This is a genomic window from Bradyrhizobium sp., from assembly GCF_049519115.1.
Classification (GTDB): Bacteria; Pseudomonadota; Alphaproteobacteria; order Rhizobiales; family Xanthobacteraceae; genus Bradyrhizobium.
The window spans coordinates 41,176-60,278 of record NZ_JBEKRB010000014.1 but is presented as its reverse complement, the minus strand read 5'-3'; the positions used below and the strand labels follow the sequence as shown (position 1 = coordinate 60,278).

Here is a 19,103-nt window from a genome sequence, read left to right as displayed (position 1 = left end):
CTCAAATACCGAGATACCGGTGCTGCAGATCCGGCTCGGCGATCAGTTGCGCAGAGGTGCCGCTCCACACCGCGCGGCCACGCTCGATGATGTAATGACGGTCGGCGATGCGGGCGAGGTTCTCGACATTCTTGTCGATCACGAGCACCGACTGACCGCGCGCTTTCAGCATCGACAGGCAGTTCCAGATTTCCTCGCGGATCAGCGGCGCCAGCCCTTCGGTGGCCTCATCGAGAATCAACAGCCGCGGGTTCGTCATCAACGCGCGGCCGATCGCCAGCATCTGCTGCTCACCACCGGAAAGCTGATTTCCCATATTAGTGCCGCGCTCCGCGAGCCGCGGGAAAAGGGCGTGGATTTTGTCCAGCGTCCAGGGATCATCGGAGCCGAGACGATTGGCGGACGCCGCGACCAAATTCTCGCGGACGTTAAGGTTCGGAAAAATCTGGCGGCCTTCGGGGACAAGGCCGATGCCAAGTTGCGCGATGCGGAACGCGGCCATCCCCCGGACCTCGCGGCCGCCGAAACGAACCGCGCCGGCACGCGGCGGCGTCAACCCCAGGATCGAGCGAACGGTCGTGGTCTTTCCCATGCCGTTGCGGCCCATCAGAGCGACCATCTCGCCGCTATGGATCGACAGCGACAGGCCGAACAACACCTGGCTCAGACCGTAACAGGTTTCCAGCCCCTCGACTTCGAGCAGCGGCGCGGTATCAGCCGACGTTCCCTTAGTCATGGGCAGTCACCACATGCTGGTCGCCGAGATAGGCGCGCTTGACCTCTTCATTGGTGCGGATCGCCGCCGGCACGTCGGAAGCGATCACGCGCCCGTAGACCAGCACCGTGATGCGATCGGCGAGCGCAAACACCGCGTTCATATCGTGCTCGACGAGGACGATCGTGACCTCCTGCCGAAGTTCGGCGAGCAATTTCACCATGCGCGCCGATTCGGTTATCCCGAGGCCCGCCATCGGCTCATCGAGCAACAGCAATTGCGGTTTGGTCGCGAGCGCAACGGCCAACTCAAGCTCGCGCTGTTCACCATGACTCAGACTGGAAACCAAGACGTCGGCGCGGCCAAGAAGCCCGACGCGATCGAGCGCCGCATGCGCGGCTGCGCGGAGCGGTTTTTCCCGGCGGGCATCGCCGAAGAAGCGAAATGAATGACCGTCGCGGGCTTGTGCTGCCAACGCGACGTTGTCGGCCGCCGTGAAGTTCGGCAGCAGCGAGGTGATCTGGAACGATCGCGCGAGCCCAAGCCGGCTGCGCTTCCAGGCAGGCAGGTGCGTGACGTCCTGGCCGGCAAAGCGAATGGTACCGGCGGTCGGGCGCAACTGGCCGATCAACTGACTGATCAGCGTGGTCTTGCCGGCGCCGTTCGGCCCGATGATCGCGTGCAGTTCGCCACGCGCGATATCGAGCGAGAGATTGTCGGTGGCAACGATGCCGCCAAACCGACGAACCAGATTTTCGATGCGAAGCAAGGGTTCAGTCACGGGAAAACCTCCCGATCAGCCCCATGATGCCACCGCGACCGAACAGCACGATCAGCAGCAGCAGCGGCCCCATGATCATCGCCCAGTATTCGGTGACCTGCGAGAGAAACTCCTCCAGCACGAGATAGACGACGGCGCCGACCACCGGGCCAAACAGCGACCCCATGCCGCCAAGGATGACCATCACCATGAGATCGCCGGAGCGGGTCCAGTACATCACGGCCGGGCTGATGAAATCGGTGTTGTTCGCCAGTAGCGCACCCGCAAGGCCGCACATCGTGCCGGCAATCACAAAGCAAACCAGTTGGTATCTGGTCGCCGGAAAACCGATCGCCTGCATGCGCTGCTCGTTGGAGCGCAGGCCTTGCACCACGATTCCGAAGCGCGAGTTGACGATGCGCCAGACCAGAAAAACGCCACCGAAAAGGCACAACACGCAGAGGTAATAAAACTGCACGCGGTTCGAGAGGTTGATCAGGCCGCCAAAGGTGCTGCGCTTATAGATCGTCAGCCCGTCGTCGCCGCCATAGCGCGACAGACCGGAGGCGACATAATAGGCCATCTGCGCGAAGGCGAGCGTGATCATGATGAAATAGACGCCACGCGTGCGCAAGGATAACGCGCCGATCACGAGCGCAAACAGCGCGGAAGCCATCAAAGCGACCGGCCACTGGATAAAACCGGAACCAAAACCTTCGGCGGCGAGAATGCCGACCGCGTAGCCGCCGATGCCGAGATAGGCGGCGTGGCCGAAACTCATCATCCCGCCGTAGCCCATGATGAGGTTGAGGCTGACCGCGGCGAGCGCGAAGATCACGATGCGGGTGAACAACGTCAGCACGAACACGTTGCCGGTTGCTTGCGAGAACAGCGGCAGCAACAAAAGACCAACGACGACGATCGCCGCCACCGCATTGCGGAGATTGAACGCAGAGGTCATCGACGGTTGGCCGGGAACAGCCCCTCCGGCCTTGCCACCAGCACAATCGCCATCAGCAGATAAATCAGCATCGACGACAGCGCGGGCGCCGCGGTCGACGCCGCCGCTGAACTGAGGATACGCCGGAGCAGGTCAGGCAGGAAGGCGCGGCCGAGCGTGTCGATCATCCCCACCAGAATCGCCGCGACGAACGCGCCGCGGATCGAACCGATGCCGCCGATGACAATGACTACAAAGGCCAGGATGAGAATGTTCTCGCCCATCCCGATCTGCACGGTCAGGATCGGCGCCTGCATCAGCCCGGCAAGGCCGGCTAGCGCGGCGCCGAGTCCGAACACCAGTGTATAGAGCAGCTTGATGTTGATACCGAGCGCGCCGATCATTTCGCGATTGGACGCGCCGGCGCGGATCAGCATGCCGATGCGGGTTCGCATCACCACGAGATAGAGCATCAACGCGACGGCGAGCGCCACCGCAATGATCGCGAGCCGGTAGGCGGGATAGAACACACCGGGCACGATCTGCACGGGTACGGTGAGCCAGGTCGGCAACGGTAGCGCCAGGCCGGCCGGCCCCCAGACCAGCCGCACCAGATCGTTGAAAAACAAGATCAGCCCGAAGGTCGCCAGCACATGATCGAGATGATCTCGGCCGTATAGATGCCGTAACGCGACCACCTCCAGCAGGATGCCAAGCAGCAGCGTGGCGCCGAGCGCCAGCACGATGCCGAGAACGAAACTGCCGGTCCACGCCACGAAGGTCGCCGCGAAATAGGCGCCCATCATGTAGAGCGAGCCGTGGGCGAGGTTGACGAGGTCCATGATCCCGAACACGAGCGTCAGGCCTGCCGCCAGCAGGAACAGCAGGAGGCCGAATTGCAGCCCGTTCAGGAATTGTTCGACGACCAGCAGCATGTTTGTCCGAGACAACCCCCAATTTCGGTCTTGTCGACCTCATCCCCACCCCTCCCGGACGGGAAGGTCGAAGTAAATGCGGCAGCGTTCTAGCGCTGCCGCATTCCCCAAGCAAAATCCGTGCTCATTTCATCGGACATCTATCGTGATAGCGATCCTGATCGTCCTTGACGACGGTGGCGACCGTCTTGAGCGACAACGTGCCGTCAGCGTCCTTCACCACATCCTGCAAATAGAAATCCTGGATCGGAATGTGATTGTTGCCGTATCTGAACGCGCCGCGCACCGACTTGAAATCGGCCTTTTCCATCGCCGCCTTCATCGCGTCCTTCCGGTTCAAATCGCCCTTGACCGCGACCACGGCGCTGTTGATCAGCGGCACGGCGTCGTAAGCCTGCGAACCGTAGAACGTCGGGCGCAAGCCCGGATACTTCTTGCGATAGTCGGCGACAAACCGCCTGTTCTCCTCGTTGGGCAGATCGTTCACCCATTGCTGCACACCAAGAATGCCGAGCGCATTCTCTTTCTGCAACGGCAACGACAATTCGTCGACCATGCTGTCCGTATAGAGCGGAATCTGCCCCCTCATGCCAGCTTGCACATATTGGTTGAGGAACTGCACGCCGGCAGCACCCGGGAAGAACACGAACATCGATTCCGCTTTCGAGGCGCGTGCCTTGGCGAGTTCAGCCGAGAAATCGAGTTGGGTCGGCCACACCGTATATTCCTCGCCGAGCACCTGGCCCTTGAACGTGCTCTTGAAGCCACCCAGGCGGTCCTTTCCGGCCGCATAGTTCGGTGCAATCAGGAATACCGATTTGATACCCTTCTGATTCATGTAGAGGCCCATCGCCGCAGGCGTCTGGTCGTTCTGCCATGAGGTCAGGAACACGTAAGGCGAGCATAACTCGCCGGCGAGTTGCGACGGGCCGGCATTGATGCCGATCAGGAAGGTTTTGGAATCGACCGCGGGCTTGAGCGAGGCGAGCAGCACATTCGACCAGTTGTAGCCGACGATGAAATCGACATGATCGGACTCGATCAGCTTTTCGGTCTTCTGCTTGCCGACATCAGGCTTTTGCTGGTCGTCCTCATAGATCACCTCGACCGTCTTGCCGGCCATCTTGCGGCCGATGTGATCAAGAGCAAGTTCAAATGCGTTGCGCGCGTCGATGCCGATCGGCGCAGTCGGACCGCTGAAGGTCTCGATAAATCCGATCCTGATCGTGTCGGCCGCAATCGCGGACTGGCCGAAGGCTATTGCCAGCGCACCCGCGAGCAAAAATGCCGTTCTCATGTGGATCCGCTCCGAGTGCTCACTTGCCGAAGTTAGTCCTCAGTCTCAGTGAGATCGCCACCACCATCTATCAGATATTTTAAACTTAAAGCAAGTTCCCTGGGCTACTTCATCGTGCACTTGTCGTGGAAGGTGTCCTGGTTGTCCTTGACGATGGTGGCGACGGTCTTGAGCGAGAGCGAGCCGTCGGCATCCTTGACGACATCCTGCAAATAGAAATTCTGGATCGGGATATGGTTGTTGCCGTATTTGAAGGAGCCGCGCAGCGACTTGAAATCGGCTTTCTCCATCTCCGCCTTCATCGCGTCCTTCTTGCTGGTATCGCCCTTGACCGCGACCACAGCGCTGTTGATCAACTGCGCCGCGTCATAGGCCTGCGCACCGTAATAGGTCGGCCGCGAGGGCGCGTATTTCTTGCGATAGTCCTCGACGAACTTCTTGTTCTGTTCGCTCGGCAGGTCGTTCACCCACTCCTGGGCGCCGGGAACGCCGATCGCGTTGTCCTTTTGCAGCGGCAGCGACAATTCATCGACGGTGAAGGCCGTATAGAGCGGCATCTGCTGCTTGATGCCGGCCTGCGCATATTGATTGAGGAACTGCACGCCGGCTGCACCGGGGTAAAACACGAAGATCGATTCCGCCTTCGAGTTGCGCGCCTTGGAGAGTTCGGCCGAGAAATCGAGTTGGCTCGGCCACACCGTGTATTCCTCACCCACGACCTCGCCCTTGAAGGTGCTCTTGACGCCGGCCAGCATGTCCTTGCCCGCCGCATAGTTCGGGCCGATCAGGAACACCGACTTGACGCCCTTCTGGTTCATGTAAAGGCCCATCGCCGCTGGCGTCTGGTCGTTCTGCCAGGAGGTCGAGAACACATAAGGCGAGCACAATTCACCGGCGAGTTGCGAGGGTCCGGCATTGGCGGAGATCAGGAAGGTCTGAGAATCCACCGCGGTCTTGAGCGAAGCGAGCAGCACGTTCGACCAGATATAGCCGGCGATGAAGTCGACATGGTCGGACTGCACCAGCTTCTCGGTCTTCTGTTTGCCGACATCAGGCTTCTGCTGGTCGTCCTCATAGATCACTTCGACCGGCTTGCCGCCCATCTTGCGGCCGAGATGATCGAGCGCGAGTTCGAAGGAGTTGCGCATGTCGTTGCCGATGACGGCAGTGGGCCCGCTGAACGTGGAGACAAAACCGATTCTGATCGTATCAGCCGCAGCCGCTGGCTGAGCCAGGGCCAGCACGGTGGCGCCCGCGAGCCAAAATCCCGTTCTCATCGTCGTCTCCCTCCTCAAATCCTTGTTGGGTTAACCACGAACCCGGCACCGTTTGCGGAGGCATCCCAGCCTCCAGACTTTTTTTGTGCTCGAAAGGGCCGGCCCGCAGCAAGCACGAACCGACGGCACCCTCTTGAACCTTCGGACCATACCCTGAGCTATGCACCATAGTTCGCGGTAGCCGCCGATGGCAAGGAATTATAGTGCCGGTTGACTCGTTAGCGGATTTGCCACGACGGCCTGCGACAATCGGCATTCGCTATCAGCCGATCAACAAGGCGGTCTTGAGTGCAGCGGCCGAACGCTTACACCAATAGAGGGAGCCGTTCGAACCTAGAGGGCGCCATGACGACAGAAGTGTCTCATCCGAAATCAACCCATCGCGTGGTAATCGTCGGCGCCGGCTTCGGCGGGCTTGAATGCGCGCTGCGGCTAAAGGGCGCCCCGGTCGCGATCACGCTCGTCGACCGCCGCAACCACCATCTGTTTCAGCCGTTGCTCTATCAGGTCGCGACCGCCTCGCTGGCCACCTCCGAAATCGCCTGGCCGATCCGCTATCTGCTGCGCGACCGTAGCGACGTCACGACCTTGTTCGCCACCGTCAGCGGTATCGACGCCGACAACAAACGCGTGCTGCTCGACGACGGCGATACGCTCCCCTACGACACGCTGGTGCTCGCGACCGGCGCGCGCCACGCGTATTTCGGCCACGACGAATGGGAGCCGTTTGCGCCGGGCCTGAAAACGCTCGAAGACGCCACTACGTTGCGGCGTCGAATCCTGGTCGCCTTCGAGCGCGCCGAGCGTGAAAGCGATCCGGAAAAACGCGCCGCGCTTCTGACCTTCGTGATCGTCGGCGCCGGCCCGACCGGCGTCGAGATCGCGGGCACCATTGCCGAACTCGCACGCGACACGCTACCGCCGGATTTTCGCAACATCGATACCCATCAGGCGCGTGTCGTGCTGATCGAGGCCGGTCCGCGCGTGCTGGCGGGCTTTCCGGACGACCTTTCGGCTTATGCGCAGCGTTCACTCGAGGCGATCGGCGTCGAAGTTATTCTCGGTCAGCCCGTCACCGAATGCTCCGCCGACGGCGTCGTCTTCGGTGGCAAGGCGTTGCACGCGAGAACGCTCATCTGGGCCGCCGGCGTGCGTGCCTCCCGCGCCGCCGAATGGCTGCACGCTCCCGCCGACCGCGCCGGCCGGCTGCAGGTGCTGCCCGATCTGACCGTTCCCGGTCATCCCGATATTTTCGCGGTCGGCGACACCGTCACGATCGCCGATCGCCAAGGAAACCCGGTGCCCGGCATCGCGCCCGCCGCCAAGCAACAGGGCCGCCATGTCGCGGCATCGATAAGAGCGCGTTTGCGCGGCGAGACGCCTGCGCCGTTTCGTTACAGTCATGCCGGCAGTCTGGCCCAGATCGGCAAGCGCAAGGCGGTGATCGATTTCGGCGCGATCAAGCTGCGCGGCACGATTGCCTGGTGGATCTGGGGCATCGCCCACATTTACTTCCTGATCGGCTTGCGCAACCGGCTCAGCGTTGCCATTAGCTGGCTCTGGATTCATGCCCGCGACCAGCGCGCCGCACGGCTGATTACGCAAGGTTCGAGCAAGGTAGCGCGTTGAAGAGGCGAACCTTGGGCCTGCCCGCGAAATCAGCACGATGTCACGCCGGGGCGAGGCGCGAGCCTGCGTGAAATTCCCACAAACAGTTGATAAGACTGGGCCATCCTGCCAAATAGGCACCGCCCAACCGATGTACACAATGGCACACCAATTGCTTCGAAAAACGAAAAATTCCCGCACCTCCAGAGTACACTCGGATATGGCGCCTTCACCTTCCTGGATTCAATCGACGCGCGTGCTGCGCGATGTCAGCGCGGATCGAGGTGGCGCGTGAGCGAGACTGTTGCCGCGATCGTTGCCGCGCATCGCGCCGGCCGCCAGTCGCCTGCGCAAACCGTGGCGCGCAGTTTTCAGCGCATCCGCGAACACAACGATCCCGCTATCTTCATCTCCTTGCGCGACGAGAAGGACGCGATTGCCGAAACCGAAGCGCTTGCCGCCAACAAAGAGGCGAGCGAACTGCCGCTCTACGGTATTCCGGTCGCCGTGAAGGACAATATCGATGTGGCGGGGCTGCCGACCACAGCTGCCTGTCCCGCCTATTCCTACACACCGACTCGCGATGCAATCGCGGTCGCACGGCTGCGCCGGGCCGGCGCCATCATCATCGGCAAGACCAATCTCGACCAGTTCGCAACCGGCCTCGTCGGCGTGCGCTCGCCTTACGGCATTCCCACCAATCCGATGCGCGCCGATCTCATTCCGGGCGGCTCGAGTTCGGGATCGGCCGTCGCCGTCTCGACCGGACTGGTGCCGCTCTCGCTCGGCACCGATACCGCAGGAAGCGGACGTGTGCCGGCGATGTTCAACAATATCGTCGGATTGAAACCGAGCCTTGGCCTCATTCCGACCGCGGGCGTTGTGCCGGCCTGCCGCACGCTCGATTGCGTATCGGTGTTCTCGCTCACGGTCGACGATGCGGTGACCGCGCTTGAAGCCATGGCCGGCCCCGACAGGTCGGATCCGTTTTCGCGCAACCGGACGCTATCGAGGATGAGCCCGTTTCCCACCGGCTTGCGGCTCGGCGTGCCGCGCGACGGCCAACTCATCTTCTTCGGCGACAAGGCACAGGAAGCGGCCTACGCGGCGGCGATCGAGAAGTGGCGCGCGTTGGGCGCGACGCTCGTGAGCTTCGATCTCGAGCCGCTCTACGAAACCGCGCGGCTGCTCTATGAAGGTCCATGGGTCGCGGAACGTTACCTTGTGATCCGCAACATGCTGGCGTCCTCGCCCGACGCCATTCATCCCGTCACCCGCGAGATCACAATTGCCGGCAGCCGGCTCTCGGCTGCGGACACCTTCGCCGCGCTCTACCGGCTGCAGGCATTGCGGCGCACGGCCGAACATGCCTTCGCCGACATCGACGCGCTGGTGCTGCCGACTGCACCGACCGCCTATTCGACCGCGCAGGTACTGGCCAACCCGATCGAACTCAACTCGCGACTCGGGACCTATACCAACTTCGTCAACCTGCTCGACCTCTGCGGTCTCGCATTGCCGTCGGCGATCCGGTCCGACGAAATTCCGTTCGGCATCACACTGCTCGCGCCGGCCGGCGAGGACGCACTGCTCGCGAGCATCGGCCGGGTCTTCCAGTCCCAGACCAACCTCACGTTGGGCGCCAAGGGCGTGGTGATGCCGCCATTGGCCGATCTCAACCTCGCCTTGACCGGCGATGAAATTCCGATCGCGGTGGTCGGCGCGCACCTCTCCGGCATGGCGCTCAACAGCGAATTGAAGGCGCATGGCGGCCGACTGCTGGAGGCGACCTCGACCGCGCCCGACTATCGCCTCTATGCGCTTCCGACCGCGCCGCCCAAGCCCGGAATGCTGCGCGTCGAAGCGGGCAGCGGCACCTCGATCGAGATCGAACTCTGGGCACTGCCGGCGGCGGCCTTTGCCAAATTCGTCGACGCGATCCCGCCGCCGCTGTCGATCGGCACGGTCCGTCTGAAAGACGGTCGCGGCATCAAAGGCTTTATCGTGGAAGCCGCCGATATCGGCAGCGCCAAGGACATTTCCGCCTTTGGCGGCTGGCGCAGCTTTGTGGCGAAGACGGGATAACGCGCGAGAGCGCGGCGGTGTTTCTTACACCGAAACCGCATAAAGCGCGTATTCGCCGTGCACCCGCTCGATATGCGCGCGCATGGCGTTCGCCGCGCCGTTGCGGTCGCCGCGCATGATGGCCACCACCACGCGATCGTGCTCGGCATGCGATTGCCCGAGCCGCCCGAGATTGCGGAACTGGGCGCGGCGGAACGGCTGCACGCGCTTGCGTGTTGCGAGCGTAATCTCGGCGATATGACCGTTTTGCGAACCGGCATAGATCGAGCCGTGAAAGCGCTCGTTGACCTCGTGAAAGCGATCGGGATCGCCGGCGTAGCTCAGCACCCGCAATTCCTCGTGGATCGCTTCGAGCCGGTAGCGCTCGGCCGGCGTCATCCGCTCTGCGGCCAGCCCCGCGCACAACGCTTCAAGTTCCGCCATCGCCTCGAACATCCCGCTCAGGCGCTCGATCGAGGGTTGCGCCACTACCGCGCCGCGATGCGCGCGCGCCTCAACAAGGCCTGAGGCCGCAAGCTGCCGCAACGCCTCGCGTACCGGGGTGCGCGACACATTGAAACGCCGCGCGATGTCGGTCTCGTCCAACGCCGACCCCGGCGCCAGCGCGCCACTTACGATCTCGTCGGCCAGTTGCAGACGCAGTTCTTCGGCGCGAGTCAGTTTATCGACGCGCGGGCTGCGACGAACGATCGCCTTCGCTTCCGAAATAGCGCCAAGCGATGCCAGGTCTGGGAGGTCGTCAAGGCTCATGCCTTTTGATCCCGCGGTTCGTCGATCATGCTGACATGGGCGGCTACGATTTTCCACCCTTCCGAAAACCGTACCCATGTCTGCATCTGCCGCCCGACCTTGCCGGGCGAGGATTCGCGATAAAACAGCGTCGAGGCCACCGCCATGTCGCGGCCGTAGGTCGTGATCAACGTGCGGTCGGTCCGGCGCATTAGGCCAACGGAAGGGCGCGCCGCGCGAAACGCCATGATCTCTTGATAGCCGTAGAGATTTTCACCCCCGCCATAGCGCAGCGTACGCGGGTCGTCGCGGAACAATTCGTCGAGCACCACGACATCGTTGGTCACCAGCGCCTGTTCGTAACGCGCGAATTCTGCGGTTACCTCGGCAAGCACATCGGGAAGATCGACCTGCATCCTTAAATTCCCACTCAAATTGCTCTTGGCCGTGGCGCAGACACGACCCCCTGCCGTTCCAGCGCGGCGGCCACGCGCAGCGCGATGTCTTCGCGCCAGGGCGCGGCAATGATCTGCACACCGATCGGCATCGGCTCCAACGGCACCGGAACCGCCACCACCGGCAAACCGATAAAGGAGATCGGCTGGGTGTGGATGCCGATATTGGCGCGGACCGGCAGTTCGACGCCATCGAGCGTGAAATTCACCTGACCCAGTTTCGGCGCCACACAAGGTGTCGCCGGCGCCAGGATCACGTCGACCGATTTGAACAGCTCCAGCACCTGCGCACGGTACCAGCGGCGGAATTTTTGCGCGCGATCGACCATCGGCGCCGGAATCATGGCGCCCGCGATCAGGCGGTCGCGCACCGCGGGATCGAAATCGTCCGGCCGCGTGCGCAGGCGATCGAGATGGAGCGAAGCGCCTTCGCAGGTCGAGATGACGTAAGCCGCGGCGCGGGCGCGCGCCGCTTCCGGAATTTCGACCGTGCGGCTCGCGCCAAGCGCTTTTGCCACGCGCCCGACCGCTTCGGTCGCCTCAGGGAAGACGTTCTTCTGGAAGTAGCCGCCCGCAATCGCAATTCGCAAATCGCCGATGCCCTGGGCGAGCGAGGGCAATGCCGGCTCGACCGGCCGGGTCGTGCAGGCCGCATCGCCTGCGTCCGGTCCTTGCATCGCGTCATAGGCGAGCGCTAGGTCGCTGACCGAGCGTGCCAGCGGACCGACATGATCGAATGAGAACACGAACGGAAACGAGCGCGCGCGAGAGAGCCGGCCATAGGTCGGCTTCAATCCGAAGATTCCACAAAACGACGACGGCACCCGGATCGAACCGTTGGTGTCCGAGCCGAGCGCCAGCGGAACCAGCGCACCGCCGACGGCACCGCCCGAACCGCCCGAGGAGCCGCCGGTCATCCGCGTGAGATCATGCGGATTGCGCGACGGCCCGTCGTGAATGTTCTCGCCGGTGAAATCGTAGGCGTATTCGCCCATGTTGAGCGCGCCGACCAGCACGGCGCCGGCAGCCTCCAGCCGCTCGACCAGCGTGGCGTCGCGCACGGCTGGGGGAAGATCGCGGTTGATCTTCGATCCGGCTCGCGTCGGCAGCCCCTTGACGTCGAACAGGTTCTTCACGGCAAACGGCACGCCGGCAAGTGGTCCCGCCGTTTTACCGGCCGCGATCGAGGCATCGACGGCGCGCGCTTTCGCACGGGCCCGTTCGGCAGTGACGTCGGTAAAGGAGTTCAGGACCGCATCGTGTTTGGCGATCCGCGCGAGCACGGCTTCAGTGGCGCTCAGCGCCGAGAATTTCTTGTCCTTGACGGAGAGCGCGATGTCGAGCGCAGACATTCCGTCTCCGGCACCTGCCACGGTATCAAGCGGTGAAGACACTGGCGGGCTCGGCTGCGTCAGAGAATGCAAACTCGTCCACCACCCGCGCCATCTTCAAGGACACTTCGAGATTGGCCCGCACAGTAGGTTTCCAGGCTTCCTTGACCGGAAGCCTCAGGGCCTTGGCGGCCGCGTCGATATAATCGTCCAGCGAATCTTCTGACATTTCAGCCTTTTAGTTCGGTAGTTCAGTCCCCAATCAGGCCGCCGGTAGCGGCGGATGGGGAATAGCCGTGAGCAGCTCCTTTGTATAGGCATTTTGCGGATCGCCCAAGACCTGGTCAGACGTCCCCTGTTCGACGATTCGCCCGGTCCGCATCACAATGACACGGTCGCACAATAGCCGCACCACGTTCAAATCGTGCGAGACGAACAAATAGCTCATGCCGAGCGACTGCTTGAGGTCCTGAAGCAGGTTCAAGACCACCGCCTGCACCGAAACGTCGAGCGCCGCGGTCGGCTCGTCGAGGATGACGAGCTTCGGATTGAGCGCCATCGCACGGGCAATGCCGACGCGGGCCTTCTGTCCGCCCGACAATTGATGCGGAAAACGATCGAGCAGATTGACCGGCAGACCTACCAAGGTCGCTAGTTCCTCACAGCGTGCCCGCAGCGCATCGCGCCCACTGATGTTCCCCAGCCTCAGAATCGGATCGGCGATCGCGCGCACCGCGGTGAAGCGCGGGTTGAGGCTGTCGGTCGGATCCTGGAACACCATCTGGATGCTCTTGCGCTGCGGCAATCGCGCAAAAGCATTCGGCAGGATGCCGCCGATCTCTTCGCCGTCGAACATGATGCGGCCGGACGTCTGGTCCAGCAGCCGCATCACCATCATCGAGGTCGTGGACTTGCCGCAGCCGGATTCACCGACGAGGCCGACGCTTTCGCCATGGCCGACCGTAAAGCTGATGCCGTCGACCGCGCGGAAAATCTCAGGCTCGGCCGGCGGCTTGCGCGCGAACAATTTGGCGAGCATCGCCGGCGCGCCCTGGCGCGGATATTCCTTCACCAGCTTTTCGACGAGCAGAAGCGGTTTGGTTGAAGCGTTTACGCCTTCCTCGCTTTTCCCGTTTGCAGAAACGGAGGTGGCCACGGGCGGCGCCGGCAGCAAAGCCGCCTCTTCCTCCGGCAACAGATCGCGCAAGGAGACGCCGATCCGCGGCGTCGCGCGCATCAATTTCCGCGTATAGGGATGTTCGGGCTTGGCGAAGATATTGGCGGAGAGCGCGGTTTCGACCACGCGTCCTTTCTCCATCACCACGACGCGATCGCAATAGGCCGCCGCAAGGCCGAGATCGTGCGTGATCAGGATGGTCGACATGCTTCGCGCTTTGGTGAGTTCGACGACGAGGTCCATCACCGCCTTCTGGGTCGTGACGTCGAGACCGGTGGTGGGCTCGTCGGCGATCAGAAGGCGCGGACCGCAGGCCAGCGCCAGCGCGATCACCACCCGCTGACACATGCCACCCGAGAGCTCGAACGGATAGGCATGATAGCGCTCGCGGGGACGCGCGATCTTAACCTGCTCGAGCGCTGCTATCGCGCGGTCCGTCACCTGCGAGCGATCGACCTGAACGTGCTGCAGCAGCACGTCCTCGATCTGGTGGCCGATCTTGCGGATCGGGTTGAGCGCGAGCCGCGGGCTTTGGAAGATCATCGACATTTCGCGGCCGCGCATGTCGCGCATCTGATCTTCGGTCGCCGCCCGGACATCGACGCCGGAGAATTGAACGGAGCCTTCGGCGATCTTGCCGGCGCGATCGAGAATCCGCATCACGGCGTAAGACGTTACTGATTTGCCGGACCCGGACTCGCCGACGATGCCGAGCGTCTCACCCTTGGCGACCGCGATGTTGACATGCTGCACGGCCTTGACGATGCCGCGCCGGGTGGCGAATTCCACTGTGAGATCGTTGACGTCGAGCAGCGGCAAGGCGTTCATGTCACACTCATTCTCTTGAGCATGATCTCCGCGCAAACGCGTTCCGCGTTTGTCGCGTGGGAAAACCGGTACCCACTTTTCCGGATCATGCTCTCACGTCCTCCGCTGCGGATCGACCAGATCGCGCAAACCATCGCCGAGCAGGTTGAAGCAGAACACCGCGATCATCAGCGCCCCGCCGGGAAAGAAAGCCACCCACCACTCGCCGGAAATGATGTTGGTCGCGCCCTCCGCCACCATGATTCCCCACTCCGGCGTCGGCGGCTTGACGCCAAGCCCAATGAACGACAGGCCGGCGGCATTGAGGATGGCATAGCCCATGGTCAGCGACACCTGCACCATCATGATCGGCATGATGTTGGGCAGGATATGCGTCAGCAAAATCCGCATGTCGCTGTTGCCGGAAAGCCGTGCGGCCTGCACAAACCCGGCATCGCGCCGCACATTGGCTTCGGCGCGGGCAACGCGGACGTAAAGCGGGAAATTAATAATCGCGGTCGCGATCACGATGTTGGTCACGGTATTGCCGAGCGCCGCGACGATGCCCATCGCGAGCACAAAAAGCGGAAACGCCATGATGGTGTCGGAGATGCGCCCGATGATGCGGTCGGTCCATCCGCCGAAAAAGCCGGCGGCGATGCCGGCGAGCCCGCCGATGGCAAGCACCAGGGCGACCGAGGCAATCGCGATCACGAAGTCGAGGCGGGTAGCGACCACGACGCGGCTGAAAATATCACGTCCGATCAGATCGGTGCCGAACCAGTGCCGCAGCGATGGTGACTGCAATGTCGCTGAGGTGTCGCTGGCGAGCGGATCGTAAGGCACGACATAGGGACCGACTAAAGCGCACAGTGCGATCAGGACGAACAGGCCAAACGACAATCCGGTAACTGGATTGTCAGCCACCACATAGATCGCATGGCGGAGAAGCGAGTTGGTCGGCGGCTTCGCCGGAAGGTTTGCGGCTGGCGCCGTGGTGAGACTCGCTTCGGTCATGCGTCAACCCTCACGCGCGGATCGATCACGCCATAGAGCATGTCGATGATCAGGTTGAGTGCGACGTAAAGCACCGCCATCGTCAGCACGAAGCCCTGCACCGGCGCGAAGTCCGACTGCAGCAGCGCCTCGACCGCATAGGAGCCGATGCCGGGCCACGCAAAGACCTTTTCCACCAGCACATTGGCGCCGAGCAGAAACGAGAACACCATGCCGAGCGTGGTCACGACCGGCAGCAACGCGTTACGGAACGCGTAGGTCAGGATCACCGTGCGACTGTTGAGGCCGCTGGCGCGCGCGGTTCGGATGAATTCGGACGCCAGCACCGCCAGCATCGAGGCGCGGGTCATGCGCGTGATCGGCGCCAGCGAAAACACCGCCAGTGTCACCGCCGGCAGGATCAATTGGCTGAACGCGGCGCGAAACGTTTCGAAATTGCCGGTGATCAGGCTGTCGATCAGGAAGAAGCCGGTGATATCGGGCGGGCTTGTGGCAAAGGCATCAAGCCGGCCAAGCGGCGCGGGCGACCAACCGAGGCGGAAGTAGAATACGTAGACCAACAGAAGCCCGGTAAAGAACACCGGCAGCGAAACGCCCGCGGTCGCAATCACGCGGCAAAGATGATCGATCAGAGAACCTTGTTTGACGGCGGCAAAGATGCCGAGCGGTACCGCAATCGCGATCGCCAGGAACAAGCCGAACAACGTAAGTTCGGCGGAGGCCGGCAGGCGGCTTGCGATTTCGGCCGCAACCGGCTGGCCCGTCGACAGCGAGTTGCCGAAGTTGCCGTGGGCAAGATCGTTCACGTAGCGCAGGAATTGATCCGGCAGCGACCGGTCAAGCCCGAGGCTTTTGCGGATTTCGGCAATCGATTGCGGCGTGGCCGCGGGGCCTGCGAAATACACCGCCGGATCGCCCGGCAGTACCCGCGTCAGCAGAAACGTCACGACGATCACACCGATCAGGGTCGGGATGACGGTTGCGAGCCGTTTGAGGATCACCATGTTCGACCTCCCGGCGGCGGCGCCGCGTTTTCCGGCCTCTAACCCTTTACGATCGAGCGGTAATCGAGCTGACGGTGAAACCAGTAGGCGTAGCCGGAGATATTCTTCTGCGTGGCGATATTGAGATAGGGCTGAAACAACGGAATTCGCGGGACTTCCGTGTAGGCCTTGGAAATGAAGCCCTCGACGTCCCTGGTATATTTTTCCTTGTCGCCGACGGCTGCCGCTGCGCGCGCGCCGTCGATCAAGGTGTCCATGTCGGGGTTGACGTAGCTTGGCGTGTTGAAGATCGCGTTCTGGCCGGAATAGGCCCAGAAGAAGAAATATTCGGGATAATCGAGCCAGCCGGAGAAAAAGTTGAGCATCAGCGGCATGCTTTTCTTGGCCATTTCGCTGCGCCAATTCGCGCCCGGCACCTTGTTGATCGAAGTCTTGATGCCGATCTGGCCGAGAGCCTCCTGCACCAGCACGGACACCGGCTCGCTGACATCGCCGGTGCCAAGATCGTAGGAAATCGTGGTTTCGATATCTGAAGCGCCGCTTTCGGCCATCAGCGCCTTGGCCTTCGCCATGTCATTGGCGTAGCCGGTCTTGGCCGGCCAGGTCGTATCGGCGACGGTGTTGGAGGGACCACCGAACAACGGATTGGCAAGACCGAACATCGCCGCATCCATGATCTTCTGATACGGCAAGGCGTAGGCCACGGCCTGACGAACCTTCGGATTGTCGAATGGCGGCTTCGTCACATTCAGATCGATCGAATACATGCCGTTGCCGATCGGATTGGAGATGATGACGAGCTTGCCGTCCTTCTTCATCTCGAACGTGTCCTTGCTCGACAGGTCGAACGAGATGTCGGCATCGCCGCGTTCCATCAGAGCGCGTCGATTGCCTTGCGACGGCACGGTGCGCCAGATCACCTTCTTGAGCTGGGGCAGCTTGCCGCCGACCCAGTCTTCGTTGCGCTCGTAGACGGTTTCGACGCCCGGCTTCCAGCTCGTTACCTTGTAGGCGCCGCTGCCGGCGGTGTTGCTCTTGGTGTATTCCAGCGCCCAAGGATCTTTTTCCGTGGCCTTCTTTTTCAGGAGCTCGGAGTTGTAGACGCTCGGCACGATCACGGCGAGATCAGGCACCGTCAGCCGGTCCTTCTTGGCGAAATCGACGCGAATGGTGCTGTCGTCAACGATGACGAACTGCTCCTTGTCGGACAGCGAACCGGCTTTCATCTGCACGGTGGGGAAGCCGCCGACCGTGACCGAACGGTCGAGCGACCATTTGACATCCTTTGCGGTGACCGGCGTACCGTCGTGGAATTTGGCGTTCTTCTTCAATTTGAACGTCACCGACATGTCGCTGAGGTTCATGTCCTCGGCGAGCTCCGGCTTGAACTTGTCGCGGTCGTAGGACAACGTGCCGTCGGGCAGCGTCTTGGTTTCGTGGCCGATCAGCCGGTCGTAGCAATTCCACGACACCTCGTAGCCCGCACGGTTGGTGCCGACCCCATGAATGTCGAGATTGTTGGGACCGCCTTCGGTCACGACCAGCAATGTTTCCGATCTCGCATCGGCTTTCGCCGGCGACCAGATCGCGGGCGCTTGCGCTGCAGCAGCCCCGACGGCGATTCCGGAAACGGATTTAAGAAAATCGCGGCGCTTCATCGGATGCTCCAGCACAAAAGGGGTCGGTTATGGAGCCAGCTTCGCAAGGTTCGTGCCAAGGCCTAACGATTGGTTAACCGACGGTTAAATCCCTGATTTGGCTTGTCGATCGTTCGCCGGCCGCAACCACGCCGACGGCGCGGACGCAAAAATCCATTGCATACAGAGAAATAAACTTGCTGAATTAATAGGCAGGATATCGGTCCGCCATGTTGTGCTTTAAAAATCTCGCCGTGGAATTGCGTTGAACCTTTTTTCCCGGTCATCGCCTTAATTACGGGGGGACAAGTTGCCCGTGTATACGCGCGCCGGCTTTTCGCGGACCGTCATCATGTTCGTTGCATTAGTTCTGACGGCCGTCACGACGAGCGCCCCTGCGCGCGAATTTCGCGCCGCCGACACCCAGAGCGAGGACTACCCGACCGTCCAGGCGCTGCGATTCATGGGCCGGTTGATCGAGAAGAAAACCAACGGCCGGTTGCAGATTCGCGTGTTCCATTCGCGCCAGCTTGGCGAAGAAAAGGAGACCATCGAACAGACCAGGGCCGGCGCCATCGATCTCAACCGCACCAACGTGGCGCTGATCGGAAGTTTCGTGCCGGCCATGAACGTGCTGGCGATGCCGTTTCTGTTCCGCTCCATCGAACACTTGCAGAAGGTGCTCGATGGCCCGATCGGCGATGAAATCCTGGGCAGCTTCGAGCCCTATGGTTTCGTTGGCCTCGCCTTCTACGATTCCGGCGCGAGGTCGATCTACAACAGCGTCAGGCCGATCCGCTCGATCGCCGACATGAAGGGTTTGAGGCTTCGCGTGCAGCAATCGGAACTGATGTCCGACATGGTCAAGGCGCTCGGGGCAGAGCCGATCGAGCTGCCCTATGGGCAAGTGCGCACTGGCCTTGCCACCAAGCTGATCGACGGTGCGGAAAACAACTGGCCGTCCTTTGTCACCACCGATCATTATAAATATGCCGGTTTCTATACGCTCACCGAACATACGATGAGCCCCGAAGTGCTGGTGATGTCGCTCAAGGCCTGGACGAGCCTGACGACTGAAGATCAGGCGATCTTTCACGACGCCGCCCGGCAGTCGAGCCGTTTCATGCGCGAGCGCTGGAAAGACCTCGAGGAGCAATCGCGCCGGCAGGCGCAGGCAGCCGGCGTGACGATCGTGAGCGAGTTCGATCGCAAGCCGTTCGAAGCAGCGATGGATGGAATTTACGCCAAGACACGGCGCGATCCGGCCGCAGCCGCGCTGATCGAACGAATTCGCAAGGTCAACTGAATTGCAACAGGAAGCGCGCCAGC

General features: G+C 62.0%; 17 protein-coding genes. 3 read left to right on the top strand and 14 right to left on the bottom strand.

The features are described 5' to 3' along the window. Nucleotide 1: 1 nt before the first annotated feature. The 6 genes from ABSE61_RS13400 to ABSE61_RS13375 form a co-directional block, all read right to left on the bottom strand. A complete protein-coding gene (locus tag ABSE61_RS13400) occupies nt 2-736 on the bottom strand; it encodes an ABC transporter ATP-binding protein (protein ID WP_423871597.1) in 735 nt (244 codons plus the stop codon). Continuing rightward, complete coding sequence (locus ABSE61_RS13395; protein WP_423871596.1) at nt 729-1,496, bottom strand: ABC transporter ATP-binding protein; 768 nt, start codon at nt 1,494-1,496, stop codon at nt 729-731. Before ABSE61_RS13395 ends, ABSE61_RS13400 begins: the two co-directional genes overlap by 8 nt. Continuing rightward, nucleotides 1,489-2,436, bottom strand: a complete 948-nt coding sequence (locus ABSE61_RS13390) for a branched-chain amino acid ABC transporter permease (RefSeq protein ID WP_423871595.1) — start codon at nt 2,434-2,436, stop codon at nt 1,489-1,491. The genes ABSE61_RS13395 and ABSE61_RS13390 overlap by 8 nt, the downstream gene beginning before the upstream one ends. Further along, a complete protein-coding gene (locus ABSE61_RS13385) occupies nt 2,433-3,350 on the bottom strand; it encodes a branched-chain amino acid ABC transporter permease (protein WP_423871657.1) in 918 nt (305 codons plus the stop codon). The genes ABSE61_RS13390 and ABSE61_RS13385 overlap by 4 nt, the downstream gene beginning before the upstream one ends. A gap of 124 nt (nt 3,351-3,474) precedes the next feature. Then, nucleotides 3,475-4,647, bottom strand: a complete 1,173-nt coding sequence (locus tag ABSE61_RS13380) for an ABC transporter substrate-binding protein (RefSeq protein ID WP_423871594.1) — start codon at nt 4,645-4,647, stop codon at nt 3,475-3,477. Nucleotides 4,648-4,751: 104 nt separating this feature from the next. After that, the gene (locus ABSE61_RS13375; protein WP_423871593.1) at nt 4,752-5,924 is read right to left on the bottom strand and encodes an ABC transporter substrate-binding protein; all 1,173 of its coding nucleotides are present in this window, start codon (nt 5,922-5,924) and stop codon (nt 4,752-4,754) included. A 345-nt stretch (nt 5,925-6,269) separates the two neighbouring features. Here ABSE61_RS13375 and ABSE61_RS13370 point away from each other — a divergent pair, with 345 nt between their 5' ends. Together ABSE61_RS13370 and atzF are read left to right on the top strand one after the other, a co-directional pair. Next, nucleotides 6,270-7,553: an NAD(P)/FAD-dependent oxidoreductase gene (locus ABSE61_RS13370; RefSeq protein ID WP_423871592.1), complete on the top strand. Its 1,284-nt coding sequence runs from the start codon at nt 6,270-6,272 to the stop codon at nt 7,551-7,553. Between the two features lie 270 nt (nt 7,554-7,823). After that, complete coding sequence (gene atzF / locus ABSE61_RS13365; protein ID WP_423871591.1) at nt 7,824-9,617, top strand: allophanate hydrolase; 1,794 nt, start codon at nt 7,824-7,826, stop codon at nt 9,615-9,617. 24 nt (nt 9,618-9,641) lie between these two features. Here the strand turns inward: atzF and ABSE61_RS13360 are convergent, their stop codons facing one another. From ABSE61_RS13360 to ABSE61_RS13325, 8 genes are all read right to left on the bottom strand, one after another. Next, the gene (locus ABSE61_RS13360) at nt 9,642-10,367 is read right to left on the bottom strand and encodes a GntR family transcriptional regulator (RefSeq protein WP_423871590.1); all 726 of its coding nucleotides are present in this window, start codon (nt 10,365-10,367) and stop codon (nt 9,642-9,644) included. After that, nucleotides 10,364-10,762, bottom strand: a complete 399-nt coding sequence (gene hpxZ, locus ABSE61_RS13355; RefSeq protein WP_423871589.1) for an oxalurate catabolism protein HpxZ — start codon at nt 10,760-10,762, stop codon at nt 10,364-10,366. The genes ABSE61_RS13360 and hpxZ overlap by 4 nt, the downstream gene beginning before the upstream one ends. Nucleotides 10,763-10,776: 14 nt before the next feature. Continuing rightward, on the bottom strand, nt 10,777-12,153 hold the full coding sequence (locus ABSE61_RS13350; protein WP_423871588.1) for an AtzE family amidohydrolase: 1,377 nt from the start codon (nt 12,151-12,153) through the stop codon (nt 10,777-10,779). A gap of 25 nt (nt 12,154-12,178) precedes the next feature. Continuing rightward, nucleotides 12,179-12,361: a DUF4089 domain-containing protein gene (locus ABSE61_RS13345; protein ID WP_423871587.1), complete on the bottom strand. Its 183-nt coding sequence runs from the start codon at nt 12,359-12,361 to the stop codon at nt 12,179-12,181. A 33-nt stretch (nt 12,362-12,394) separates the two neighbouring features. Then, on the bottom strand, nt 12,395-14,137 hold the full coding sequence (locus ABSE61_RS13340; protein ID WP_423871586.1) for a dipeptide ABC transporter ATP-binding protein: 1,743 nt from the start codon (nt 14,135-14,137) through the stop codon (nt 12,395-12,397). Between the two features lie 93 nt (nt 14,138-14,230). Next, a complete protein-coding gene (locus ABSE61_RS13335; protein ID WP_423871585.1) occupies nt 14,231-15,133 on the bottom strand; it encodes an ABC transporter permease in 903 nt (300 codons plus the stop codon). Further along, nucleotides 15,130-16,137, bottom strand: coding sequence for an ABC transporter permease (locus ABSE61_RS13330; protein ID WP_423871584.1), 1,008 nt, complete (start codon nt 16,135-16,137; stop codon nt 15,130-15,132). Before ABSE61_RS13330 ends, ABSE61_RS13335 begins: the two co-directional genes overlap by 4 nt. Before the next feature lie 38 nt (nt 16,138-16,175). Next, nucleotides 16,176-17,795: an ABC transporter substrate-binding protein gene (locus ABSE61_RS13325; RefSeq protein ID WP_423871583.1), complete on the bottom strand. Its 1,620-nt coding sequence runs from the start codon at nt 17,793-17,795 to the stop codon at nt 16,176-16,178. Between the two features lie 289 nt (nt 17,796-18,084). On the opposite strand from ABSE61_RS13325, the gene ABSE61_RS13320 reads away from it, so the two are divergent. Continuing rightward, complete coding sequence (locus ABSE61_RS13320; protein WP_423871582.1) at nt 18,085-19,080, top strand: TRAP transporter substrate-binding protein; 996 nt, start codon at nt 18,085-18,087, stop codon at nt 19,078-19,080. The last annotated feature ends 23 nt before the right edge of the window (nt 19,081-19,103 follow it).

Coding starts and splice junctions, on each gene's coding strand:
- ABSE61_RS13325 (WP_423871583.1), bottom strand. CDS start 17,795: ATGAAGCGCCGCGATTTTCTTAAATCCGTTTCCGGAATCGCCGTCGGG.
- ABSE61_RS13390 (WP_423871595.1), bottom strand. CDS start 2,436: ATGACCTCTGCGTTCAATCTCCGCAATGCGGTGGCGGCGATCGTCGTC.
- ABSE61_RS13350 (WP_423871588.1), bottom strand. CDS start 12,153: ATGTCTGCGCTCGACATCGCGCTCTCCGTCAAGGACAAGAAATTCTCG.
- ABSE61_RS13335 (WP_423871585.1), bottom strand. CDS start 15,133: ATGACCGAAGCGAGTCTCACCACGGCGCCAGCCGCAAACCTTCCGGCG.
- hpxZ (WP_423871589.1), bottom strand. CDS start 10,762: ATGCAGGTCGATCTTCCCGATGTGCTTGCCGAGGTAACCGCAGAATTC.
- ABSE61_RS13400 (WP_423871597.1), bottom strand. CDS start 736: ATGACTAAGGGAACGTCGGCTGATACCGCGCCGCTGCTCGAAGTCGAG.
- ABSE61_RS13370 (WP_423871592.1), top strand. CDS start 6,270: ATGACGACAGAAGTGTCTCATCCGAAATCAACCCATCGCGTGGTAATC.
- ABSE61_RS13330 (WP_423871584.1), bottom strand. CDS start 16,137: ATGGTGATCCTCAAACGGCTCGCAACCGTCATCCCGACCCTGATCGGT.
- ABSE61_RS13360 (WP_423871590.1), bottom strand. CDS start 10,367: ATGAGCCTTGACGACCTCCCAGACCTGGCATCGCTTGGCGCTATTTCG.
- ABSE61_RS13380 (WP_423871594.1), bottom strand. CDS start 4,647: ATGAGAACGGCATTTTTGCTCGCGGGTGCGCTGGCAATAGCCTTCGGC.
- ABSE61_RS13340 (WP_423871586.1), bottom strand. CDS start 14,137: ATGAACGCCTTGCCGCTGCTCGACGTCAACGATCTCACAGTGGAATTC.
- ABSE61_RS13375 (WP_423871593.1), bottom strand. CDS start 5,924: ATGAGAACGGGATTTTGGCTCGCGGGCGCCACCGTGCTGGCCCTGGCT.
- ABSE61_RS13345 (WP_423871587.1), bottom strand. CDS start 12,361: ATGTCAGAAGATTCGCTGGACGATTATATCGACGCGGCCGCCAAGGCC.
- ABSE61_RS13385 (WP_423871657.1), bottom strand. CDS start 3,350: ATGCTGCTGGTCGTCGAACAATTCCTGAACGGGCTGCAATTCGGCCTC.